This window comes from Psychromicrobium ferritrahens, assembly GCF_043789415.1.
In the GTDB taxonomy this organism is placed as follows: domain Bacteria; phylum Actinomycetota; class Actinomycetes; order Actinomycetales; family Micrococcaceae; genus Renibacterium.
Map to the genome: position 1 here is coordinate 605,893 of NZ_JBDLLW010000001.1, position 20,863 is coordinate 626,755.

The 20,863-nt window shown below is 62.1% G+C and carries 15 protein-coding genes; 4 read left to right on the top strand and 11 right to left on the bottom strand.

Annotated elements, in window-relative coordinates:
- Positions 1–106 precede the first annotated feature (106 nt).
- Positions 107–4,054 carry an ATP-dependent RNA helicase HrpA gene (gene hrpA / locus ABDK06_RS02850; RefSeq protein WP_394938710.1) on the top strand — a complete coding sequence of 1,316 codons (3,948 nt, stop codon included), beginning with the start codon at positions 107–109 and terminating at the stop codon, positions 4,052–4,054.
- 19 nt (positions 4,055–4,073) lie between these two features.
- Here the strand turns inward: hrpA and ABDK06_RS02855 are convergent, their stop codons facing one another.
- The 3 genes from ABDK06_RS02855 to ABDK06_RS02865 all read right to left on the bottom strand — a co-directional run bounded on the left by ABDK06_RS02855 (position 4,074) and on the right by ABDK06_RS02865 (position 6,871).
- Entirely contained in the window at positions 4,074–4,502 is a 429-nt protein-coding gene (locus ABDK06_RS02855; protein WP_394938712.1) for an HIT family protein, read from the bottom strand.
- A 76-nt stretch (positions 4,503–4,578) separates the two neighbouring features.
- The gene (locus ABDK06_RS02860) at positions 4,579–5,628 is read right to left on the bottom strand and encodes an NAD(P)-dependent alcohol dehydrogenase (RefSeq protein WP_394938714.1); all 1,050 of its coding nucleotides are present in this window, start codon (positions 5,626–5,628) and stop codon (positions 4,579–4,581) included.
- 391 nt (positions 5,629–6,019) lie between these two features.
- A complete protein-coding gene (locus tag ABDK06_RS02865) occupies positions 6,020–6,871 on the bottom strand; it encodes a sulfurtransferase (RefSeq protein ID WP_394938716.1) in 852 nt (283 codons plus the stop codon).
- 49 nt (positions 6,872–6,920) lie between these two features.
- On the opposite strand from ABDK06_RS02865, the gene cds1 reads away from it, so the two are divergent.
- Positions 6,921–8,006 (top strand): L-cysteine desulfhydrase Cds1, encoded by a 1,086-nt coding sequence (gene cds1, locus ABDK06_RS02870; RefSeq protein ID WP_394938718.1) that lies wholly within the window; start codon positions 6,921–6,923, stop codon positions 8,004–8,006.
- A gap of 12 nt (positions 8,007–8,018) precedes the next feature.
- Here the strand turns inward: cds1 and ABDK06_RS02875 are convergent, their stop codons facing one another.
- Positions 8,019–8,489 carry a GNAT family N-acetyltransferase gene (locus tag ABDK06_RS02875; RefSeq protein ID WP_394940782.1) on the bottom strand — a complete coding sequence of 157 codons (471 nt, stop codon included), beginning with the start codon at positions 8,487–8,489 and terminating at the stop codon, positions 8,019–8,021.
- A gap of 17 nt (positions 8,490–8,506) precedes the next feature.
- A complete protein-coding gene (locus ABDK06_RS02880; RefSeq protein WP_394938720.1) occupies positions 8,507–9,163 on the bottom strand; it encodes an MBL fold metallo-hydrolase in 657 nt (218 codons plus the stop codon).
- Between the two features lie 143 nt (positions 9,164–9,306).
- On the opposite strand from ABDK06_RS02880, the gene ABDK06_RS02885 reads away from it, so the two are divergent.
- A complete protein-coding gene (locus tag ABDK06_RS02885; protein ID WP_394938722.1) occupies positions 9,307–9,738 on the top strand; it encodes a Fur family transcriptional regulator in 432 nt (143 codons plus the stop codon).
- 51 nt (positions 9,739–9,789) lie between these two features.
- Here the strand turns inward: ABDK06_RS02885 and ABDK06_RS02890 are convergent, their stop codons facing one another.
- The 6 genes from ABDK06_RS02890 to guaB1 all read right to left on the bottom strand — a co-directional run bounded on the left by ABDK06_RS02890 (position 9,790) and on the right by guaB1 (position 16,665).
- Positions 9,790–10,689 carry a metal ABC transporter permease gene (locus ABDK06_RS02890; protein ID WP_394938724.1) on the bottom strand — a complete coding sequence of 300 codons (900 nt, stop codon included), beginning with the start codon at positions 10,687–10,689 and terminating at the stop codon, positions 9,790–9,792.
- On the bottom strand, positions 10,686–11,495 hold the full coding sequence (locus ABDK06_RS02895) for a metal ABC transporter ATP-binding protein (RefSeq protein ID WP_394938726.1): 810 nt from the start codon (positions 11,493–11,495) through the stop codon (positions 10,686–10,688). Before ABDK06_RS02895 ends, ABDK06_RS02890 begins: the two co-directional genes overlap by 4 nt.
- A 45-nt stretch (positions 11,496–11,540) precedes the next feature.
- Positions 11,541–12,482 (bottom strand): metal ABC transporter solute-binding protein, Zn/Mn family, encoded by a 942-nt coding sequence (locus tag ABDK06_RS02900; protein WP_394938729.1) that lies wholly within the window; start codon positions 12,480–12,482, stop codon positions 11,541–11,543.
- 99 nt (positions 12,483–12,581) lie between these two features.
- On the bottom strand, positions 12,582–13,625 hold the full coding sequence (locus tag ABDK06_RS02905) for a hemolysin family protein (RefSeq protein ID WP_394938731.1): 1,044 nt from the start codon (positions 13,623–13,625) through the stop codon (positions 12,582–12,584).
- Entirely contained in the window at positions 13,622–14,947 is a 1,326-nt protein-coding gene (locus ABDK06_RS02910) for a hemolysin family protein (RefSeq protein WP_394938733.1), read from the bottom strand. The genes ABDK06_RS02905 and ABDK06_RS02910 overlap by 4 nt, the downstream gene beginning before the upstream one ends.
- 242 nt (positions 14,948–15,189) lie before the next feature.
- Positions 15,190–16,665 (bottom strand): GMP reductase, encoded by a 1,476-nt coding sequence (gene guaB1, locus ABDK06_RS02915; protein ID WP_394938735.1) that lies wholly within the window; start codon positions 16,663–16,665, stop codon positions 15,190–15,192.
- 294 nt (positions 16,666–16,959) lie between these two features.
- Here guaB1 and ABDK06_RS02920 point away from each other — a divergent pair, with 294 nt between their 5' ends.
- Entirely contained in the window at positions 16,960–20,778 is a 3,819-nt protein-coding gene (locus ABDK06_RS02920) for a multifunctional oxoglutarate decarboxylase/oxoglutarate dehydrogenase thiamine pyrophosphate-binding subunit/dihydrolipoyllysine-residue succinyltransferase subunit (protein ID WP_394938737.1), read from the top strand.
- The last annotated feature ends 85 nt before the right edge of the window (positions 20,779–20,863 follow it).

A 20,863-nucleotide genomic window follows, 5' to 3' on the forward strand; every position in this document is an offset into this window, starting at 1 on the left:
CTTGAAATTGAAGTGAGAGGGAGGATGGGGGCGAGATGGTGGGAAGGGCTTTGGCTCGATGTCTGAATGAAGGAATGCCAGTGCGATCAAATAGACTGGATGGGCTATGAGCCTGACCATCACATACCCGCCGGAGCTGCCGGTCTCGGCCCGACGAGACGAGTTGATGGCGGCCATCCGGGACCACCAAGTGGTGATTATCGCCGGAGAGACCGGCTCGGGCAAGACCACTCAGATTCCTAAGATGTGCCTAGAACTCGGGCTCGCCGAGCCCGGCAAAGACGGCAAGCCAAGACTGATCGGCCACACCCAGCCGCGCCGACTGGCCGCCCGCACGGTGGCCGAACGGATCGCTTCCGAGCTCGACGTCAGAATCGGCGAGGACGTCGGCTTCCAGGTCCGCTTCACCGGTGAGGTGAGCCGTCAGACCAAGGTCAAGGTGATGACCGATGGCATTCTGCTGGCCGAGATTCAACGCGATAAACTGCTGCGCCGCTACTCGACTCTGATCATCGACGAAGCCCACGAACGCAGTCTGAACATCGACTTTATCCTCGGCTATCTGAGGCAGATTCTGCCCCAGCGACCCGATCTGAAAATCATCATCACCTCGGCAACCATCGACCCGGAACGCTTCGCGAAGCACTTCGCGCAGCAGGGCGCGTCCGCACCGGTGCTAGAAGTCTCCGGACGCACCTACCCGGTGGAGATCCGCTACCGCCCGCTGGAGGCGGCAAGCGACGACGACGAAGCAGAAGATGCGGATTCCGAGGACCGGGACCCGCTCGACGCAGTCTGCGACGCCGTCGAGGAACTCTCTGCCGAAGCCCCAGGAGATGTGCTGATCTTCTTCTCCGGGGAACGCGAGATCCGGGACGCCGCAGAAGCCCTCAGAGGACGTTTTGCGCATCACCCACGGCTCAGAGAAGCCGAGATCCTGCCGCTGTTCGCCAGGCTCTCGCTCGCCGAGCAGCACGCCGTCTTCAGCCCGGGAACCCGCCGCAGAATCGTACTGGCCACCAATGTGGCCGAGACCTCGCTCACCGTTCCCGGCATCAAATACGTCATCGACACCGGCACCGCCCGGATCTCGCGCTATTCACATCGCACCAAAGTGCAGCGGCTGCCGATCGAACGAATCTCCCAGGCGAGCGCCAATCAGCGCGCCGGGCGCTGCGGCCGAGTCTCCGACGGCATCTGCATCCGGTTGTACTCGGAAGAGGACTATCGCTCCCGCCGCGAGTTCACCGATCCGGAGATCCTGCGAACCAACCTCGCCGCAGTGATCCTGCAGATGATCTCCATCGGTGTAGCTAAAGGGCCCAAGGATGTCTCCGACTTCCCCTTCGTGGAACCTCCGGATGAGAAGGCGATCGCCGACGGCGTGGCCCTGCTGCGCGAACTCGGTGCACTCAGCGCAGCTAGCCATAAGACAGCCGGTAACCCGCAGAGCACGGTGATCTCCACGATCGGCCGTCAGCTCGCCCAGCTCCCCGTCGATCCGCGCTTGGGCAGGATGATCGTGGAATCCGGTCAGCGTGGTTGTGCCCGCGAGGTGATGATCCTCGCGGCCGCACTGACCATCCAGGATCCCCGGGAGAGGCCGAGCGAGAAGCGCCCGCAGGCCGATGAGAAGCACAAGCGCTTCAACGATGAGAACTCCGATTTCACCGGTTACCTGAACCTGTGGCGTTACGTGCAGGAAAAGCAGAAAGAGCTCTCCGGAACCGCTTTCCGGCGGCTCTGTAAGGCCGAGTTCATCAACTATCTGCGGGTTCGGGAATGGCAGGATCTCTTTGCCCAATTGCGGCAGCTGGCCAAGCCGTTGAACCTCACCCTGGCGGTGGGCGAGGTGGACCCGGTCGGCCTGCACGCCCAGATCCATCAGAGCCTGCTGGCCGGCTTGCTCAGTCATATCGGTCTCTACGACGAGCGCAAGCGCGAGTACACCGGAGCGCGCAATGCGCGTTTCGCCATCTTCCCGGGCTCGGCATTGTTCAAGAAATCGCCCGACTGGGTGATGAGCGCCGAGCTGGTGGAGACCTCCCGGCTCTGGGCTCGGGTGAATGCCAAGATCGATCCGCTCTGGGCCGAGGAGGTGGCCGGCGATCTGGTGAAGCGCAGCTACTCCGAGCCACACTGGTCCAAGCGCAGCGGTTCGGTGATGGCCTATGAGAAGGTCACCCTCTTCGGTGTGCCGATCGTGCCGCAACGCAGGATTAACTACGGCAGAATCGATGCCGTGCTCTCCAGGGAGCTGTTCATTCGGCATGCCCTAGTGGAGGGCGACTGGCGGACGCACCATAAGTTCTTCCACCGGAACCGAGCGCTGCTCGCCGAAGTGGAGGAGTTGGAGACCCGGATGCGACGTCGCGATCTGCGGGTTGACGACGAGGCGCTCTTCGAGTTCTACGATGCCCGGGTCGGTGCCGAGGTAGTCTCCGAACGGCACTTCGATAAATGGTGGAAGCACGCCCGGCACGAGAATCCAACGCTGCTGGACTTCGACCCCGATGTAGTGATGGCCGAGGTCGAAGAACTGGATGAGTCGGCGTTCCCGAAGACCTGGCAGCAGGGCGAGTTCACCCTGCCCTTGAGCTATGAGTTCCAGCCCAACTCCCCCGGCCTGCCGGTCAATGAATCCGACGGCGTCACGGTGCAGGTTCCGGTGCTCTTCCTGAATCAGCTCGACGACGGACCGTTCCGTTGGCTGATTCCCGGGCTGCGCGCCGAGTTAGTCAGTGCCCTGATCAAATCGCTGCCCAAAGCGGTGCGGAAGAACTTCGTGCCCGCCCCGGATGTGGCCCGGCAAGCAGTCACCGCGCTGACCGAAGACTTCGACCCGGCACACGACGAGCTAGAGGCCTCTCTGGAACTGGTGCTACGCCGTCTCAAAGGGCACGTCATACCGCCGGGGTCCTGGAATTGGGCCGCGGTTCCGGTGCACTTGCGGATGACCTTCCAGGTCGTCGATTCCGCGGGGAAGGTGCTCGACGAGGGCAAGGATCTCGCCGCGCTTCAGGAGTCCCTAGCCGGAGCCACCCGGCGCGCCATCGCCGAGTCGCTGGGCGCTAGTCCCAAGACAGTTGCGGCTAAAAGCCCGAATAGTCGAGCCGCCGCTTCAGCAGAGCCCGAGTCCAGCGATGACGGTTCGCCGGTCAAAGAGCAAAGCGGGCTGAGCAGTTGGAGTGTTGGCACCCTGGAACGCTCGGTGCAGCGGCAAGTTCGCGGCCACACCGTGACCGGCTACCCGGCCCTGGTCGATGAAGGAAGCTCAGCGGGGCTGCGGATCTTCCAGACCGAGGACGAGGCGCTCAGTGCGATGCGCGGTGGCGTGATTCGTTTGCTCGCGCTGCGGCTGCCCTCCCCTGATCGCTATGTACTGGACCATCTGAGCAATACCGAGAAATTGACCTTCAGCCAGAACCCGCTGGTCAATAGCGGCAACGGTGGACGCGGCGGCTCGGTCAGTGAGCTGATCGCCGACTGCACGCTGGCAGCCATCGACAAATTGCTGCCTGAGGACTTGCCCTTCGACCAGGCCGCTTTCGACGCGCTGTATGAAAAAAGCCGGGCTGAGCTGATCGATACCGTGTTCTCAGTCGTCGCAGTGGTGGAAAAGATCTTGTCCTCCACTCGGAGGGTGCAGCAGCATCTGAAAACCACGAGTTCTCTGTCATTGATCAGTGCGCTGAACGATCTCAAGGCTCAGCTTGAGGGCCTGGTCTACCCCGGTTTCGTAGCCCAGACCGGCTATACCCAGTTGAGCCAGTTACCTCGGTACCTGGCCGCGATGGAACGCCGTCTGGAGAAGCTGCCGAGCAATGTGCAGCGCGACGGACTTCAGATGGCGGTGGTGCAGCGGCTGGAAGACGACTATGACGACGCCGTAGCGGCGCTGACTGCCGGTCGCCCGGTTCCGGCGGCGTTACGAAAAGTGCGCTGGATGCTCGAGGAACTGCGAGTGTCGCTGTTCGCGGTGGAACTGGGCACCGCCTACAGCGTTTCGGAAAAGCGGATCCGCACCGCCTTGGCCCAAGCCCTCAGCGTCTAGTCCCTCCCCCTATGAACATTTAGGCCTCGGGGACGAACTCGCCGTGGCCGGCCGCCCGGAGCGCAGCCCGCAGGCTTTCCGCGCTGGCGTCTAACGCAGCCGGATCCGGAGTGCTGTCCACCGTGGCGAAATCGTATTCAGCCATGGAATTCGACGGCCAGACGTGCAGGTGCAAGTGCTCGACCTCAAAACCCGCGATGATCAGCCCGGCGCGCTCCGAGGAGAAAGCCTCGATCTGAGCCTGACCGATGGTCTGCGCCACCGAAGTGAGCTTATGCATCAGCTCTGCCGGAGCGTCCGTCCAGCGGTTCACCTCGGCCCGCGGCACCACCAGGGTGTGGCCTGGAACCAGCGGGGCGATGGTCAAAAAGGCCACCGCCTCGCTGTCCTTCCAGACGAAACGCCCGGGCAGCTCTCCATCGATGATCCTGCTAAAAAGAGTGGCCACGAGCTACCCCGCTTTCTTGTCGAATTCTTCTCGAAGACCGGCGTTCCGGGTCGCCCCGGAAGCGGCGTGGGATCCGTTAGAGAGTCGCCGTGTCCAGCACGAAACGGTATCTGACGTCGCCCGCTACCAAGCGGCGGTACGCCTCGTTGATGCCTTCGCCGTCGACCATTTCAATATCGGAGACCACGCCGTGCTCGGCGCAGAAGTCCAGCATTTCCTGGGTTTCTTCGATGCCGCCGATCATCGAACCGCCGTAGGCCAGTCGGCGTCGGATCAGCTGGCCCGGATCAATCGGCGGCATAGCGTGCTCGGGCAAGCCGAGCTGCACCAGGGCGCCGTCGCGCTTGAGGGTCTTGAGGTAGGTGTTGATGTCATGATCGGCGGCTACCGTGTCGATGATCAGGTTCAGCGAGTTGCGAGCGGCTTTCATCTGCTCGGAGTCCTTGGAGACCACGACTCTATCGGCACCCAGGGCGCGCGCGGCCTCAGCTTTCGAGGGGCTCGTGGTGAAAACGGTGACCTCGGCGCCCATCGCCTTGGCGAGTTTGACCGCCATATGTCCCAGACCGCCCAAACCTACGACGCCGACCGCGTCTCCTTCTTCGACGCCGAAGTAACGCAGCGGCGAATAGGTGGTGATTCCAGCGCAGAGCAGTGGAGCAGCAGCGGCCTTATCCAAGCCCTCGGGGATGCGCAGCACATAGTTCTCATCGACCACCACAGAGCTGGAGTAACCGCCCTGAGTGATGCTGTCGTCATTGCGCTTATCGACCGCACCATAGGTTCCGACCATGCCGACCTCGCAGTACTGCTCGAAACCCTCCTGACAGGATTCGCACTCACGGCAGGAGTCAACCATGACGCCGACGCCGACAGCGTCACCGGTCTTGAACTCGCTGACCTCGGCGCCCACCCGGGCAACCGTTCCGACGATCTCGTGGCCCGGGACGAGTGGCCAGTGGGTATTGCCCCATTCTCCGCGAACCGAGTGCACGTCCGAGTGGCACAAGCCGCAGAATTCAATATCAATTTCGACGTCGTGAGCGCCGGGTTCCCGGCGATCGATGGTAATAGGTTCGAGCCCGGTCGTAGCGGACAAGGCGGCATAAGCTTTAGCAACAGTCATAGAACCAAGCCTATCCCCACGTCCTCCCAAAGCTCGTACCTCACTTCGGGTCCTTCGGACGCGTGGCCCCAGCCTGAGGGCCCCAGGCCGAGCCTGCGAGCGTTCATCGCTTCCCCTTGGCAAAAAGCCGCCAACGGGCCCCTCGCAATTCTCTTAGGGAAGGCGATAGGCGCTATCCCCACGTCCTCCCAAAGCTCGTACTCCCCGTCCACTCCCTCCGGCTCGCAAGCTCGCCAAGGGGCCCCTGTGACCGTGGGCCCTCACTTCGGGTCCCTCGGACGCGTGGCCCCAGCCTGAACCTCATCTCTGAGTTCGTCGGAAAGTCTCGGATTCACCCGTTATTACCCGCGCATCCGCGACTAAACCGCGAATTCGCGGAGTGGGACAGAACTCAGAGCTCGACGGATAGCTCCGGGTGCTGTGACCATGCTGACCAGGAGCCGGGGAAGAGCGCCGCCCGGAAGCCCGCGATTTCCAGTGCGGCCACCTGATGGGCGGCAGTCACCCCGGAGCCGCAGTACACCGCAATCTCGGCGCCCGGCTGGATTCCGAGCTCGGCAAAACGCTCACGGAGCTGATCGGAGTTCAGGAATTTCAGGTCCGCGGCCAGGTTCGCCATGGTAGGCGCGCTGAGCGCTCCCGGAATATGACCGGCCCGAGGATCTACCGGCTCCACCTCCCCGCGGTACCGCTCCGCAGCCCGCGCGTCCAGCAGGGGCCCGTGCGAGGGCCAGGCTGCGGCGTCCTGAAGCGAGATCACCGGCATCGCCCCGTACACCAAGGCCACGGCGCCGGGCTCAGCCTCAGCCGCCCCCGGCTCCAGGGGCAGACCGGCATCACGCCAAGCCTTCAAACCGCCGTCGAGCAGTGAAACCGTTTCAAAGCCCGCGTAGCGGAGCAACCACCAAGCTCGGGCCGCCGAGGTGTTGCCAGCGTCGTCGTAAATCACCACCAGATCGTCCTGGTTGATCCCCCAAGAGCGCGCAGCCCGCTGAAAGTCGGCTTGAGCCGGCAGCGGGTGACGGCCGTCCTGAGGTGTTCCGTGACCCGCTAATTCGGCGTCCAGATCCACATAAACCGCCCCCGGTAGATGAGCCTCAAGATAATGCTGCCTGCCGTGCGGATCTCCCAGGGCCCAGCGCACATCGAGTAATACGGTGCGCTTTCCAGCAGCTAAACGAGCTTGGAGCGCCGCGATATCGATCAGGATCTGCGATTCAGATGATTCAGAGGGAGAGGTCATAATCCCATGCTAAACGCAGCCCGGCTGAGCTCCCAGCTAAGCTGAGAGAGTGGACTTCACAGCATGCACCCCGGCCCGCCGCTGGGCGGATGAAGCACTCCGAAGAATCGAGGCAGAGAACAACCGCTCGGCCGATACCCATCTCTACGCGGTCCCCCTGCCCGAAGAATGGGGCGTCCAGCTCTACCTCAAGGACGAATCGACTCACCGCTCTGGCAGTTTGAAGCATCGGCTGGCCCGCTCGCTCTTCCTCTTCGGCCTGGTCAATGGCTGGATTCATGAGGGCACCACCATCGTGGAGGCCTCTTCCGGCAGTACAGCGGTTTCCGAAGCCTACTTCGCCCGCCTGCTCGGCCTGCCCTTCATCGCCGTGATGCCGCGCAGCACCAGCCCGGAGAAAATAGCGCTGATCGAGGACTACGGTGGGCAATGCCATTTCGTCGAGAATTCTTCCCAGGTCTATGCCGCGGCGAGCGAACTCGCGGCGCAGACCGACGGCCATTACATGGATCAGTTCACCTACGCCGAGCGGGCCACCGACTGGCGCGGGAACAACAATATCGCCGAGTCGATCTTCGAACAGCTCTCCAAGGAAGAGCATCCGGTACCACGCTGGATCGTGGTCGGCGCGGGCACCGGCGGAACCAGTGCCACCATCGGCCGTTATCTGCGCTACCACTCGCACCCCACGCAGCTCGCCGTCGTCGATCCAGAGAATTCAGCCTTCTATCCCGGATGGAAAGAGGGACTAGCTGAGTTCAGCACCGGGATGGCCTCGCGGATCGAAGGCATCGGCAGACCACGGATCGAGCCGAGCTTCGTGCCGAGCGTGATCGACGAAATGATCCAGGTGCCCGACGCCGCCTCGGTCGCCGCGATGCAGCAGTTGAGCAAACAGGCGGGGCTGCACGCCGGGCCCTCCACCGGGACGAATCTCTGGGGTGTCTGGCAGCTGGTGGCCCGGATGCTGGCCCGGGGCGAACGTGGCAGCGTGGTCTCGCTGCTCTGTGACGGTGCCGACCGGTATCTGACCAGCTACTACGATGACGGCTGGCTCGTCGAGCACGGATTGGCCCCCGGGGAGCACACCGCAACTCTTGAGAATTTCTTCGCCACCGGAACCTGGCCCAGCTAAAGATCGACGCGGCTAAACTGCTATTCCGCTCAGTCGGCGAACCATAAAGACACTATTCGGGTCCGGTCGATAATCCGCAAACGGCTGACATTCCACAAACCCGAATTTTTGATACAGCCTGCGGGCAGGCGCGAAATAATCTTCGACTCCGGTCTCCAGGTAGAGATCGCGATAACCCCGAGCAGTTGCCTCTGCCACAATGCCTTCAAGCACCGCACCGGCCACTCCCCTTCCGCGCGCCTTCGACGTCGTCCGCATCGATTTGATCTCACCAGCAGCTTCGGAGAGCCTCTTCAAAGCCCCGCAGCCAAGTAGTGTTTCCCCGTCCCGGGCCGTCCAGAAGGTGATCTCCGGAACACTCAATGCGCTGAGGTCCAGGGCGTGCACGCTCTCGGCGGGGCTGGTCGAATGCATCTCGGCCAGATGTTCTGCCAGTAGCTCCCGGACGTCTTGCCGGCCGGGAGTCTCGAGGGAAATCAGCATTTCCTGATCTTTAGTGCTCAAAGCTCGACGCTCTCACGCACTGTCAGATGCCGGAATTCCACACCGTACGGCGCACTCAGATTGCCGATCTGCAACTCGATGAATTGCAGGCCGAGCTCGGAGAGCAGGGCATCGTGGATCTGGTAGGCCTTCGGCGCACGCACCGAGCAGACGAAATCCACCACTTCGGAGGTCTTCGACCATGGTGCATGGATCGGCACCAGCAGGTTCCGCACCTGCACGCCCGCGGGCACGATCAGCGAATCGCCGGGATGGAAAACATTCTCGTCCACCAGGTAGCCGACATTGGCAACCACCGGGATCTGTGGGTTGATCAGAGCGTGCTGACCACCGAAGGCGCGGATCGCGAAACCCGCGAGTTCGAAAGACTCTCCGGGCAGCGCTTCGTGAATCCGCGCGGCGGCCTCGGCGTTTTCCTCCCGCAGGGTCCTTGCGACGCCGGCCGGGGCGTAGAGCTGCAGCTCACCGGAGGCTTGCAACGCGGTCGAAATCGCCGCCGCGTCCACATGGTCCACGTGCTCGTGAGTGATCAGAATGCCGTGCGCTCCGCTCAGCGCCTCAGCGGCTTCGGAGAATGATCCAGGATCGATCACTAGGACTGAACCGTCTTTTTCCAGCCGAACGCAAGCATGGGTGAATTTCGTCAGCAACATACCAACAACATTAGTCACCTCCCGGGCCCGAAGCACGCGTTTTAAGTCGGAGTGACAGTGCCAGCCCGTCAGCCAAGCCGGGCGTCTCAGCGCTGGAATAAGTCACCGACTGATAGCCTTGAGGAGAGTGTTAAGGAGTCAAAATGTCTGAAATAAGCACCCCGGTCAAAGAACAGCGAGTCACCAAACAGCGGCTCGCGGTCAGTGCTGCCCTGGATGAGCTGAATGATTTCGTGAGCACTCAAGAACTTCACCGGATCCTGCACGAGCGCGGGGTCTCGGTCTCATTGGCGACCTCATACCGAATCCTGCAATCGCTGGCTGAAGACGGCGCGGTGGACGTCCTGCGCAATCCCGATGGCGAGGCGGTTTACCGCCGCTGCGCAGCAGCTGAGCACCACCACCATCTACTGTGCCGAAATTGCGGCAAAGCCGTGGAAATCGAAGCGCCTACGGTTGAGACCTGGGCTGCCGATATCGCGGCGCAGCACGGTTACACCGAGCCGAGCCATACGGTGGAGATCATCGGATTGTGCCCCGAGTGCACTGCTGCCAAGGCTCAGTCAGTGAAGTGAGCAGGTCTTCGCCCCGCTGAAGTGAGCGGCGAGCGTCCTCAGGCTGCTGAGCTACGATGAGCTCAGTCGGGGCTGTGCTCCACTGTTTCCCCGCGAACCATTGCGGCCGGATAGCCGACGCCGTCGCCCGATCAGTCTGCAGACCAGGTAGATCACGAACGACAATGTGGTGACATAGGGGCTGATCGGGATACTGCCGCCCAGCGCCAGCAGGATCCCGCCCACCGTGGAGACAACGGCAAAAAGCACGCTGAGCAGCACCACCAGCCGGGGCGAGGCGGCGACCTGCATGGCCGCTGCGGCCGGAGTGATCAGCAGCGCGAGTACCAAAAGCGCTCCGACGATCTGAATCGACAGCGCAACGGAGATGCCGAGCAACACCATAAAAACAATCGAGAGGCCACGGACCGGCACGCCACGGGCCTGTGCGATGTCCGGGTCGATGCTGGCAAAGGTGAGCGGCCTCCAGAGCACCAGCAGCGCGATGATCACCACGATCGCAGTGCCCACCAAAGCGGTGAGCTGGGTGGAATCCACCGAGACGATCTGGCCAGTGAGCAGCCCGAATTTATTCGCGGCACGCCCTTGATAGAGGGACAGAAAGAGGATGCCCAGCCCCAGGCCGAAGGGCATCAGCACACCAATAATGGAATTCCGATCCCTTGCCCGCACTCCCATCAATCCCAGCAATACCGCCGCCACCACCGAGCCGACCAGAGATCCCCCGATCACATCTGCGCCGATCAGCAGGGCGAAAGACGCCCCCGCGAAAGAGAGTTCGGCAATGCCGTGCACAGCGAAGGCCAGGTCGCGCATCATCACGAAAGTACCGATCAGCCCGCCCACGACGCCGAGCACGGCACCGGCCAGAATCGAATCGCGGAAGAGCGGCAGTAGCTCACCGTAGTTGGCGAAATTGAACACCGTGCTCAGGAAGTCCTGCCAGTTCATCGGCTGTGTGCTCCTTCCTGAGGGTGGTGATGGGTGGTGGAGTCCGGTTGGCCGACCACGACGATCCGGCCATTGCTGCGGAACACGTCCACCGGGGTTCCATAGAGTTCGGAGAGCACTTCCGAGGTCATTACCTCGTCTACGCTACCGATCCGGAACTTGCCTCCCGCGAGGTAGAGCACCCGATCAACGTGCTCAATGATCGGGTTGATTTCGTGGGTCACGAAGACCACTGCGGTGCCGTGCCGATGAGCCTGCTCACCGACCAGAGCGCTCACTGCTCTCTGGTGCTGCAAATCGAGCGAAAGCAAAGGCTCATCGCAGAGCAACAGCTCGGGCCGGGTAGCCAGGGCTTGAGCGATCCGCAGCCTCTGCTGCTCGCCTCCGGAGAGCAACCCGACCGGAACATTGGCGTAGTCCTGGGCACCCACCTGATCCAGCAGCTCATCTACCCATTGTCGGTACCCTGCCGCACGCAAGCGGATTCCCCAGCGATCGCCGTCCACCCCCAGGCCGACCAGATCCCGAGCGCGCAACGGGGTCTGCGGGTCGAAGCCCTTCTGTTGCGGCACATAGCCGATCGCTCGATTGCCACGCTTAGCGGCCTTGCCAGAAATTGTGAGCTCCCCCGCGCTCAGATTCTGCAGGCCCAGGAGCACTTTCAGGAAACTGGTCTTACCGCTGCCGTTGGGCCCGAGCACGGCAAAGAACTCGCCGGGCTGGATCTCAAGATCCAGCCCGGTCCACAGAGTACGGTCACCGTAGCTCAAGGCGGCGTCGCGTAGTTCGAGCACACTTGATGGCACGGAAACTCTCTTCAACTAACCAGCCGGAGACTGAGATTATTTAGCTTATTTCGCCAGGGCCTTGGCGATGTTGTCTGCGTTCTGCTGCATCCAACCTAGATAATCTTTACCCTCAGGCAGAGTTTCCGTGAAATTAACCACCGGAACTCCCGCGGAATCAGCGGCTTTCTTCAGCGCCTCGGTTTGCGGTCCTTCGGTCTGATCGTTGTAGGCGAGGAACTTGACGCTCTTGGAGCTGATCAGATCGGTCGCTGCTTTCAGCACGGCAGGAGGCACATCCGATCCTTCTTCAATGGCATGGCTGTAGGCCTCGGGAGTTTTATTGACCAGTCCTGCCGACTGCAGCATCCACAGCGGTACCGGCTCGGTAATCGCCACCGGCTGTCCGTCGGAGCTGGTCTTCAGCTTGGCCAGAGCAGTTTCGATTCCAGAGACAGAGTCTTTGAACTTCTGGGCGTTGTCCTTGAACTCGTTGGCATGAGCGGCGTCGATTGACGCGAATCTCTTGGCCAGTTCGTCGGCCAACTTACTGATCGTGGGCAGCGAGTACCAGACATGTTCATTGAATTCATCGGCGTTGGCCGCGGTCTTCAGTCCGGAGAGATCGACCACGTCGATCAGCTTAGAGCGGTCCTGCCCCTCGGCTAATTTGCTGAAGAAATCGTCGTAACCGCCGCCGTTCTCAATCAGCACTGCGGCCTTGCTCACTGCGAGTTTGTCCTGGGCCGTACTTTCGTAGGAGTGCGGATCCTGGCTGGTATTGGCAATGATCGAGGTGACCTTGACCTGGTCGCCACCGATCTTGGCGGCAATGTCACCGTAGACATTGGTGACGGCGACGACGTCGATGGTTTCCGTAGCGTTAGAAGAGCTGGGGCTGGAGTTGCCACCACAACCGGTGAGCAGCAGCCCCAGCCCGACGGCGGTCACGGCGAGGGTGGGCAGGGTTTTGGCGGGGCGGGAGGAAATGGCGGAAACAAACCGCATGAAGGCCTCAGTTCTAAGCAGCGAGCTGCGTATTCTATTGAGAATGATATGCATAAACCAGCATATTGCTAATTGGAATCATTCGCAAAAAACCGTGATTCAGCGGCTATCACGCCGTTCGCTGTCCCTGATTTCACCGACCAGTTCTTCAATCACGTCCTCAAGGTACAGCGCACCCGTGGTGACCCCGGCAGAGTCGATCACCCGAGCCAGGTGAGAGCCGGTGCGTTGCATGATGCGCAGCGCGTCTTCGACCTCTTCGTCCTCCGCTAGGTTGATCAGGGTACGCAGTCGAGACTCGGCCAGCGGCATTTCATACTCGTCCTCCGGCACGATCAGTACGTCTTTGATATGCACATAGCTGGTGAGATCCCCCCGATCGTCTTTGAGGACGAAGCGAGAGAAACCGGTCTGCCGCACCGCCGCCTCAACATCCAAGGGCGTCGCATGAGTGCTCAGGGTGTGCAGCGAGTCCAGCGGCACCATGACTTGGGCCGCGGTACGGTCCGAGAATTCCAGCGCACCGCTGAGCAGCCCGGTGCCATCGTCCACCAGGCCGTGCTTGGTGGATTCAGCGACGATAGACTGCACCTCTTCCAGCGTAAAGCTTGAGGTCACCTCATCCTTCGGCTCGATCCGGAACACCCTGAGGATGTGGTTGGCGAGCCAATTCAAGCTGACGGTCACCGGCCGTACCACCCGGGAGATCCAGACCAGCGGCGGGGCCAAGAAGAGGGCCGCCTTATCCGCCACCGACACCGAGATATTCTTCGGCACCATCTCGCCGAAGGTGACGTGCAGGAAGGTGACCAGCACCAGCGAGATGATGAAGGACGCCGTGCCGGTCGCCGCCTCTGGCACGCCGATGGCGTGCAACGGAACCTCAAGCAGATGATGGATCGACGGCTCGGCGACATTCAAGATCAGCAAAGAAGCCACGGTGATGCCCAGCTGCGCGCAGGCCAGCATCAGTGAGACGTTCTCCATGGCGTAGAGCGTGGTACGAGCCCGCGCAGAACCGGCTTCCGCGAGCGGCTCGATCTGGCTGCGGCGAGCGCTCATAATGGCGAACTCGGCGCCCACGAAAAAGGCATTGACCAGCAGCAGGACGACTAGCCAGAGAATACCTGCCCAGTCGCTCATCGCTGCTCACCGCCTTCATTCGCGGCCTCAGCCATCGGGACGAATCGGACCCGATCGACCCTGCGACCGTCCATCCGCTCGATTTCGAGCCGTCCGCCGTAAACTTCGACGGCATCCCCCAGCTCGGGCAATCTGCCGAGCTCGGACATCACGAAACCACCTACGGTTTCATAGCTGGCCCCGCCGGGGACCCGCAAGCCAGGAATCTGATCGGTGATCTCATCGGGCCGCATCAGACCAGGGAAGTGCCAATCGCCGTCGGCGCTCTGTAAGACGCCGGGCGTGGTGACGTCGTGCTCGTCCTCGACTTCACCGACGATCTCCTCCACCAGGTCCTCCAGCGTGGCCACTCCAGCGGTGCCGCCGTACTCGTCGACCACTACCGCCAGTTGCAGATTCCCGGCGCGCAACTCGCGCAGCAGGGCATCCAGGTGAATGGTCTCCGGTACCCGCAACACGTCTTCTTTAATGGTTCCGGCTTGCAAGCCGATGCGACGTTCGGTGGGCACCGCAATGGCCCGCTTGACGTGCACCACGCCCAGCACGTCGTCAGCGGAGTCTCCGATCACCGGGAACCGGGAAAACCCGGTGCGCCGGGCAGCGTCGATAACATCGGTGAGCGGAGCGTCGATATCGATGGTCTCCACCCTGATCCGCGGCGTCATGACGTCGGCTGCGGTGCGGTCTGAGAAGCTCAGCGAACGCGCCAGGAAGTTGGCGGTGCCGGCATCGAGGGTGCCCAGCTCTGCCGAACGGCGCACCAAAGACGCCAGCTCGGAGGGTGAACGTGCGCCGGAGATCTCCTCTTTGGCCTCCAAACCGAAGACGTTCAGCACTCGGTTGGCGAAGCCGTTGAGCACCACGATGGCCGGTTTGAAAACCGCTGTGAAGACCAGCTGAGGGCGAGCCACCAGCTTGCCGATGTCAAAGGCCTTGGCGATCGCCATGTTCTTCGGCACCAGCTCGCCCAGGAGCATGGAGAGCAAAGTGGCCAGCACCATCGAGATGATCAGCGAGATCGTGCTGCTCAAGCCGCCGTCAATGCCAATAGCCCGCAGTGGCACGGCGAGCAGAGCTCCCAACGAGGGTTCCATCACGAAACCCGTCAGCAAGGTAGTCAGCGTGATCCCGAGCTGGCAGCTGGAAAGCTGAGTCGAGAGGGTCTTCAGGCAGCGCAGCAGGGGTTCGGCTCCGCTGTCGCCCTCGTTCACGGCGCGCTGCACACTGCTCTGGTCGATTGCAACCAACGAGAATTCCACCGCGACAAAGAATCCGGTGCCGATGATCAAAAGAAAGCCCACCAGGAGCAATAGCCATTCCATTCAGCGATTCACCGCCGAAGAATCTGGTCTTTGCGCGCAACGCGCTGCGAGTGATGGGGGTTGGTCTTCGGCTGATGACTCGCTGGGAGTCGCACCGGAAGACAGTACCTCGGGACTGGGTGCGCCGGCGGCAGTATCCACCTGAGCGGTGGAGCGCCGGCTCCTAGAGTGATGGTCCATAGCTCCACCAGTCTAACGGATCCAGATCGTCTCCCGGCACCCGGCGGCGTTACGCCGAGGGCTTACCAGCTCTGCGGGAGCGGTCTGCCTTCTTCATACCCGGCCGCCGACTGCACCCCCACCAGCGCGTTCTGCCGGAACTCGGCCAGGTTTCCGGCCCCGGCGTAGGTCAGCGAACTGCGCAGCCCGGAGGTGATCATATCGATCAGGTCCTCGACTCCCGGGCGAGCCGGATCGAGGTACATCTTGGAGGAGGAAATGCCTTCTTCGAAGAGCGCCTTGCGAGCTCGATCGAAGGCTCCCTCTTGCTGCGTGCGGTTCTGCACCGCACGGGCGCTGGCCATCCCGAAGCTCTCCTTGTATTTGCGCCCGGTGGAATCGACCAGCAGGTCACCGGGACTCTCATAGGTACCGGCGAACCAAGAGCCGATCATCACCTGGCTGGCACCCGCCGCCAGGGCGAGCGCCACATCACGGGGGTAACGCACTCCGCCGTCGGCCCACACTGTCTTGCCCAGTTCACGGGCCACGCTGGCGCACTCCAGCACTGCGGAGAACTGCGGGCGGCCGACCGCCGTCATCATCCGGGTGGTACACATCGCGCCGGGCCCAACTCCCACTTTGATGATGTCAGCACCGGCGGAGATGAGATCGCGGACGCCTTCTGCGCTCACCACATTGCCCGCCACAATGGGCACCTGCGGGTCAAGGGAGCGCACCGCGGCGAGCGCGTCGAACATCTTGCGCTGATGCCCGTGCGCGGTATCGACCACCAGGCAATCGACTCCAGCGTCCAGCAACTCTCCGGCCTTAGCACGCACATCGCCGTTGATACCCACCGCGGCGGCCACCCTGAGCTTGCCCTCACTGTCGACAGCGGGCTGATAGATGGTCGATCTCAGGGCACCCGTCCGGGTCATCGCACCGAGAAGCTTCCCATCCCTGGTCACCGGAGCGAAGCCGCCCGCGGTAGCGTCCAGCAGCTCGAAGGCCTGCCGCAGGGCGGCGGGGCGGTCGGCGTCGAAAAGCGCTGCGTCGATGATGGGCACCTGCTTCATCACGGCGTCGAGCGAGGTGAATCGATCAACACCCTCGCAGTCAGCGGCGCTGACCACACCGAGGCATTGTCCATCGGAACTCACGACCACCAGGGCGCCGTGTGCTCGTTTGTCGATCAGATGCAGCGCATCGATCACGGTATCGCCGGGACCGAGCGTCACGGGGGTCTCGAAAAGTGCGGATCGTGATTTCACCCAGCCGGTGACTTCGCGGAGCACCTGTAGCGGCACATCCTGGGGCAGCACCGCGAGGCCACCCCGTCTGGCCAGCGTCTCCACCATGCGCTTACCGGTAACTGCTGTCATATTGGCCACCACCAAGGGAATGGTGGTCCCGGTGCCATCGTCGCTGGAGAGGTCGACGTCCAAGCGGGAAATCACCTCCGAGCGGGAAGGCACCAGGAAAACATCTGAATAGGTCAGATCGGCCTGGTAAGACAACTCGGCGTTGCGCTGGTTTTCGGCATTGATGAATCGCATGCTTTCCAGTCTAGTTCGGCCCCGTCCGTTCCCCCGAGCCCGCTCGTCCCCTCAGCCTCCCTCGTTCCGGAACCAGTCGTCCCACTGAATGTTGCCAAGTGACAGCTGAGGCTTTTCTGAGAGAACTTTTGTCCCATAAGTAACACCCCCTGGGACAGCTGATTCCGGAACGAGGTGTGGGCTACGCCACAGAACACAAAAACATGAAGTTTTGATTGGCTTGCATGGCCCTGGCATCACTAGACTGGCATGCGGACGGCAATGTCTTGAACTCATGGAAGAGGCGTATTTCAGGTGCCAGATGAATCCCTCCACCGTTTGACCGAAGAATTCGGTGGAAACGAGTGGCTCGTCGACGAACTCTACGAACAGTACCGGCAGGACAAGAACTCGGTGGACGAGAAGTGGTGGCCTTTATTCGCCTCCCTCGACGCCGACTCTGCTAACGGCAGACATGCCCGAAGCACTCCTCGCCCGGTGACTCAACCGCTGCCCGTGGTAAGCCAGGCGGCGAGCCCGGTAGCTGCTCCCCCCGCTCGGCCGGCCACGGCTCCGGCCGCCGCACCGGTAGCTGCTCAGCCCGCGACGCCGCCCCAGGCAGTGGCTCCGGCCGCCGCGCCAACAGCTGCAGCAGCCTCAGCTCCGGCCGCGACCCCGGCCCCCACGGCCAGCGCCCCCAAGACCACCACGACGCCGATCCCCGCCCAGCTGCCGCCGACGGCCAAGAACACTTCCGCACCTGAGGAAGACGTCGTGAGCGTGCTGCGCGGCCCCGCTAAAGCGATTGCCGCCAATATGGTGAGCAGTCTCGAGGTGCCCACCGCGACCAGCGTGCGCGCTATTCCGGCTAAGCTGCTGATCGACAACCGGCTGGTGATCAACTCCAACCTGGCCCGTGCCCGTGGCGGCAAGGTTTCATTCACTCATTTGATCGGCTATGCCGTGATTCGGGCGCTCAAGCAGTTCCCCTCAATGAACGTGCACTACGACGAGCAGGACGGCAAACCGGTCGCCGTGCAGCCGGCTCACGTCAACTTCGGCATCGCCATCGATATGCCGAAGCCGGACGGCAGCCGCTCCCTGGTAGTGCCCAATATCAAAAAAGCCGAGACCCTGAGCTTCTCAGAGTTCTGGCACACTTATGAAGATCTGATCAAGCGAGCCCGCGCGGGCAAGCTGACCGCCGACGACTACGCAGGCACTACGGTGTCGCTGACCAACCCCGGCGGCATCGGCACCGTGCATTCGGTGCCTAGGCTCTCCAAGGGCCAGGCGAGCATCATCGGCGTCGGCGCTCTGGATTATCCCGCTGAGTTCCAGGGCACCAGCGAGCGGATCATCGCGAAGAACGCGATCAGCAAGGTCATCACGCTGACCTCCACCTACGATCACCGAGTGATCCAAGGGGCCGGTAGCGGCGAGTTCCTCAAATTGGTCCATCAGCTACTGCTCGGCGCGGATGATTTCTACGATGAGATCTTCGAATCGCTACGGATCCCCTACGAGCCGGTGCGCTGGAGCCCGGACGTTCAGGTCGATCCTTTCGATCAGATCAACAAGGTCGCCCGGATCCAACAGCTGATCCACGCTTACCGGGTGCGCGGTCACCTGATGGCCGATACCGACCCGCTGGAGTACGTGCAGCGCAAGCACCCCGATCTCGACGTGCTCAACCACGGCCTGACGCTCTGGGATCTGGATCGTGAATGGCCCACCGGCGGTTTCGGCGGCAAGGACAGTCTCAAGTTCCGCGATATCCTCGGTGTGCTGCGTGACGCTTACTGCCGGACCACCGGCGTCGAGTACATGCACCTGCAGGACCCGGAACAGCGCAAGTGGTTCCAGGATGAGTTGGAGCACCCCTACTCCAAGCCGAGCCGCGAAGAGCAGATTCGGATCGTCTCCAAGCTCAACTCCGCAGAGGCCTTCGAGACCTTCTTGCAGACCAAGTACGTCGGCCAGAAGCGTTTCTCCCTGGAAGGTGGAGAGTCGCTGATTCCGCTCTTGGACTCGGTCCTCGCGGATGCAGCCGACGAAGGTCTCGATGAGGTCGCCATCGGCATGGCTCATCGCGGTCGGCTCAATGTGCTCACCAATATCGCCGGTAAGACCTACGGCCAGGTGTTCCGTGAGTTCGAAGGCAATGACGATCCGCGTAGTGTGCAGGGCTCCGGCGATGTGAAGTACCACCTCGGCACCGAGGGCACCTTCACCTCCATCAACGGCAACCAGACCAAGGTCTACCTTGCCGCCAACCCCTCGCACCTCGAGGCAGCTGATCCGGTGCTGGAAGGCATCGTGCGTGCCAAGCAGGACGTGCTCGATACCAACGGGGCGAGTTTCGACGTGCTGCCACTGCTGATCCATGGCGACGCTGCCTTCGCGGGCCAAGGCGTAGTGGCGGAGACGTTGAACCTTTCGCAGCTTCGCGGTTACCGCACCGGGGGCACCATCCACGTGGTGGTGAACAACCAGGTTGGTTTCACCACCTCCCCGAGTTCCTCTCGCTCTTCGGTGTATTCGACCGACGTCGCCAAGATGATTCAGGCCCCGATCTTCCACGTCAACGGTGATGACCCGGAAGCTGTGGTCCGAGTAGCTCAGCTCGCCTTCAAGTATCGGCAGAAGTTCGCCGCCGATATTGTGATCGATCTGGTCTGCTACCGTCGGCGCGGCCACAACGAAGGTGACGATCCTTCGATGACTCAGCCGCTGATGTACAACCTGATCGAAGCGAAACGCTCGGTCCGCCGCCTCTACACCGAGGCGTTGATCGGTCGTGGAGACATCACCGGTGAGGAAGCAGAGCAATTGCTCCGCGACTATCAGGAGCGGCTGGAACGCGCCTTCGCCGAAACCCACGCTGCGCAGACCTCGCCGATCCCGATCCTCACCGAGGACAGAAAAGCAGTCTCCGATCTGGAACGTCCGGTGGCACAGCGTGGCCAGGAGGATTCGGCCCTTTCCGTCCCACCGGTGAGCGCCGAAATGATCGCCCATATCGGCACCGTGCAGACCACCCCGCCCGAGGGCTTCACTCTGCACCCGAAGATCGAACCGCTGCTGCGCAAGCGTGAAGTGATGTCACGTGAGGGCAATATCGATTGGGGCTTCGGTGAGCTGCTGGCGCTCGGCTCCTTGGCCATCGAAGGTGTGCCCATCCGGTTCACCGGCCAAGACACTCAACGCGGCACCTTCGCGCAACGGCACTCGGTACTTCACGACCGCAAGAACGGCGCAGAGTGGGCGCCTTACCAAGAACTCTCCGAGACTCAGGCTCGTTTCATGGTGTACAACTCCTCGCTGAGCGAGTACGGCGCCCTGGGCTTCGAGTACGGCTACTCGGTGGAGCGCACCGACGCCATGGTGCTCTGGGAAGCGCAGTACGGCGACTTCGCCAACGGCGCGCAGTCCATGATCGATGTGTTCATCTCCTCGGCGGAACAAAAGTGGGGTCAGCGCTCTTCCTTGGTCATGCTGCTGCCGCACGGTTATGAAGGGCAAGGACCGGAGCACACCTCCGCGCATATCGAGCGCTACCTGCAGATGTGCGCTGAGGACAATATGATCCTGGCTCAGCCGACCACCCCGGCTTCGCATTTCCATCTGCTGCGCCGCCAGGCCTATAGCCGGCCACGTAAACCGCTGATTGTCTTCACCCCGAAGCAATTGCTGCGCTTGAAGGCTGCGGCCTCGCCCTTGGAGGATCTCACCAACGGTGAATTCCAGCCCGTTATCGGTGATAACGCCGCTTTGAACAATGTTGATCGGGTGGTGCTGGTTTCCGGCAGGCTCTACTACGACCTGTTGGCTGCCCGGACTAAGTCCGGGGACACCTCGACGGCCCTGGTCCGGGTTGAACAGCTCTACCCGTTCCCGGTCGAGGAGATTGCCGCTGAATTGGCGAAGTACCCGAACGCGGAAGTGGTCTGGGCACAGGACGAGCCGGCTAACCAGGGCCCGTGGCCGATCATGGGCCTGATCCTGCCGCCAGCACTCGGCAAAGCGATCCGCCCGGTCTCGCGGCCTGCTTCGGCGTCAACCGCAACCGGTTCCTCGAAGCGTCACGCCGTCGAGCAGGAAGCCTTGATCTCCAAGGTTTTCGCCCGCTAGATCCCTTAGATGCCCAGTCCGTTTGAAACGGACTGGGCATCGGCGTGTCTGGGCGGGTACTGTTTCGAAGAGTAAAGATTTACTT